Here is a 2,552-nt window from a genome sequence, read left to right as displayed (position 1 = left end):
GGCCGCCGCGCCATGCGCGAGGCTTACTGCCAGGCGGCGCTGGCGGCGGGCTGAGCCAGCGTGTCCCGGTGCCGGCGGCGGGTGCGGGTGCCGGGGCGCGGAGATGGCGGGCTGACGTGCGGCGGTCATCGCGGGTAGAGTAACGCCCGTTTCCGGTCATTCCCCAGCCGGAACCCGCGCGAGATCATGCCCATGTTTTCCTGGTTCGAACGCCGCCTCGACCCCTTTCCGCCGCAGGAGCCGACCGAGCCGCCGGCCACGCTGACCGGATTCTGCCTGCACTACACCCGTGGCGCCTGGCCCTGGCTGGCGGTCTCGGCGCTGCTGATGGCGCTGATCGCGGTGGCGGAGGTCTGGCTGTTCAGCTTCCTCGGCCATATCGTGGACTGGCTGTCGGTGCAGGACCGCGACAGCTTCCTGCAGGCGCAGGGCTGGCAGCTCGCCGGCATGGCGGCGGTGATCATGGCGCTGCCGCTCATGGTCATGCTGCATTCGCTGCTCAACCACCAGACGCTGATGGGCAACTACCCCATGCGCATCCGCTGGATGGTCCACCGCTACCTGCTGCGCCAGTCCATGGCCTTCTACCAGGACGAGTTCGCCGGGCGCATCGCCACCAAGCTCATGCAGACCGCGCTGGCGGTGCGCGAGTGCGTGATCAAGCTCATTGACGTGCTCAACTACGTGCTGGTGTATTTCCTCGGCTCGCTGGCGATCATGGCGGCGGCGGACTGGCGCCTGGCCATGCCGCTGCTGGCCTGGCTGGGCCTGTACCTGCTCATGCTGCGCCACTTCGTGCCGGTCATGGGCCGGGTGTCGCAGGAGCAGGCCGACGCCCGCTCGCTGATGACCGGCCGCATCGTCGACAGCTACACCAACATCCAGACCGTGAAGCTGTTCTCGCACGCGCAGCGCGAGGCGACCTACGCGCGTGAGGGCATGGGCGGCTTCATGACCACGGTGTACCGGCAGATGCGCCTGGTGACGCAGCTCAACACCGTGCTCTACCTGCTCAACTCGGCGCTGCTGCTGGCGGTGGGCGGCATCGGCATCTGGCTGTGGCTGGGCGGCGAGCTGGCGGTGGGCGCCCTGGCCGCGGCGCTGGGACTGGTGCTGCGCCTGTCCGGCATGTCGCAGTGGATCATGTGGGAGGTGTCGGCGCTGTTCGAGAACATCGGCACGGTGAAGGATGGCATCGGCTCCATCTCGCTGCCGCACGTGGTCGATGACGCGCCCGGCGCGCCGGCGCTGGCGGTGCCGGCCGGCGGCATCCGCTTCGAGGACGTGAGCTTCCACTACGGCAAGGGCGGCGGCGTGATCGAGGGCCTGACGCTGGATATCGCGCCGGGCGAGAAGGTCGGTCTGGTCGGCCGCTCCGGCGCCGGCAAGTCGACGCTGGTGAATCTGCTGCTGCGTTTCCACGACCTCGAGGGCGGGCGCATCCTCATCGACGGCCAGGATATCGCCGGGGTGCAGCAGGATTCGCTGCGCGCGCACATCGGCATGGTCACCCAGGACACCTCGCTGCTGCACCGCTCGGTGCGCGAGAACATCCTCTACGGGCGTCCGGACGCCGGCGATGACGCCATGTTCGCCGCCGCTACCCAGGCGCGCGCCGCCGACTTCATTCCGGCGCTGGCCGACAACGCCGGCCGGCGCGGCTACGACGCCCATGTCGGCGAGCGTGGCGTCAAGCTCTCCGGCGGCCAGCGCCAGCGCATCGCCATCGCCCGCGTCATGCTCAAGGATGCGCCCATCCTGATCCTCGACGAGGCCACCTCGGCGCTGGACTCGGAGGTGGAGGCGGCGATCCAGGAGAACCTGTACCGGCTGATGGCGGGCAAGACGGTGATCGCCATCGCGCACCGGCTGTCGACCATCGCCGCCATGGACCGGCTGGTGGTCATGGACCAGGGGCGCATCGTCGAGGTCGGCAGCCATGATGCGCTGATCGCGCAGGGAGGCATCTACGCGCAGCTCTGGGCGCGGCAATCCGGCGGCTTCCTCGACGCGGCGAACTGAGGCCCGGGTCCCGACCGCTCGGGCCGGATATCCGGGTGCCGGTCGTCATGCCGTGACCTGTCGCCGGATCTCCTGCGCGAAGGCCTCCGGATCGGCCGGCGACACCACCAGCGTGCGCTCGGCGAAGCGCAGCACCACGGTGCGGTTCATGTCGTTGACCCAGGCCTGGTAGGGGCCGAGGGCGCGGTTGCGGTAGCGGCCGGTGTAGGAGAACAGGCCGCCGTTGCCGCAGGTGCGCACGCTGGCGCGCATGGCGTCCGGCAGCACTTCGACAGCGCGCAGGCCGGCCAGCGGCAGCCGGGTCTGCCAGAGCGGGCGCATGACCCGCAGCTCGCCGTCGGCCACGACATAGCCGCGCACCATGAACAGCGTGGCGCCGGCCAGGATCAGCAGCGGCAGCAGGCCGGCCAGCAGGCCCGCCGCGCTCCCGGCGGCCGGGCCCTGCAGCATGAGGCCGGCGGTGGCGACGCAGATGAAGCTGGCGAAGCCGGAGACGATGATGAGCTGGCGGCCCCAGGGGGCATCGTGGC

2 protein-coding genes are annotated in these 2,552 nt (G+C 70.4%); one reads left to right on the top strand and one right to left on the bottom strand.

The genetic code is table 11. The features are described from left to right. Positions 1-192: 192 nt before the first annotated feature. The gene (locus tag C5O18_RS08500) at positions 193-2,022 is read left to right on the top strand and encodes an ABC transporter ATP-binding protein (RefSeq protein ID WP_105193130.1); all 1,830 of its coding nucleotides are present in this window, start codon (positions 193-195) and stop codon (positions 2,020-2,022) included. A 45-nt stretch (positions 2,023-2,067) separates the two neighbouring features. On the opposite strand, the gene C5O18_RS08495 is transcribed toward C5O18_RS08500, so the two are convergent. Further along, positions 2,068-2,552, bottom strand: a 485-nt coding sequence (locus C5O18_RS08495; RefSeq protein WP_105193128.1) for a PH domain-containing protein, incomplete at its 5' end; no start/stop codon positions are given.

It is taken from the genome of Amnimonas aquatica (assembly GCF_002943415.1).
Classification (GTDB): domain Bacteria; phylum Pseudomonadota; class Gammaproteobacteria; order Pseudomonadales; family Moraxellaceae; genus Perlucidibaca; species Perlucidibaca aquatica_A.
The sequence above is the reverse complement of the archived record's forward strand: the minus strand, read 5'-3'. Positions and strand labels throughout refer to the sequence as shown.

Bases quoted from the DNA above. Each gene is read 5' to 3' on its own strand.
- C5O18_RS08500 (WP_105193130.1), top strand. From the start codon at position 193: ATGTTTTCCTGGTTCGAACGCCGCCTCGACCCCTTTCCGCCGCAGGAG.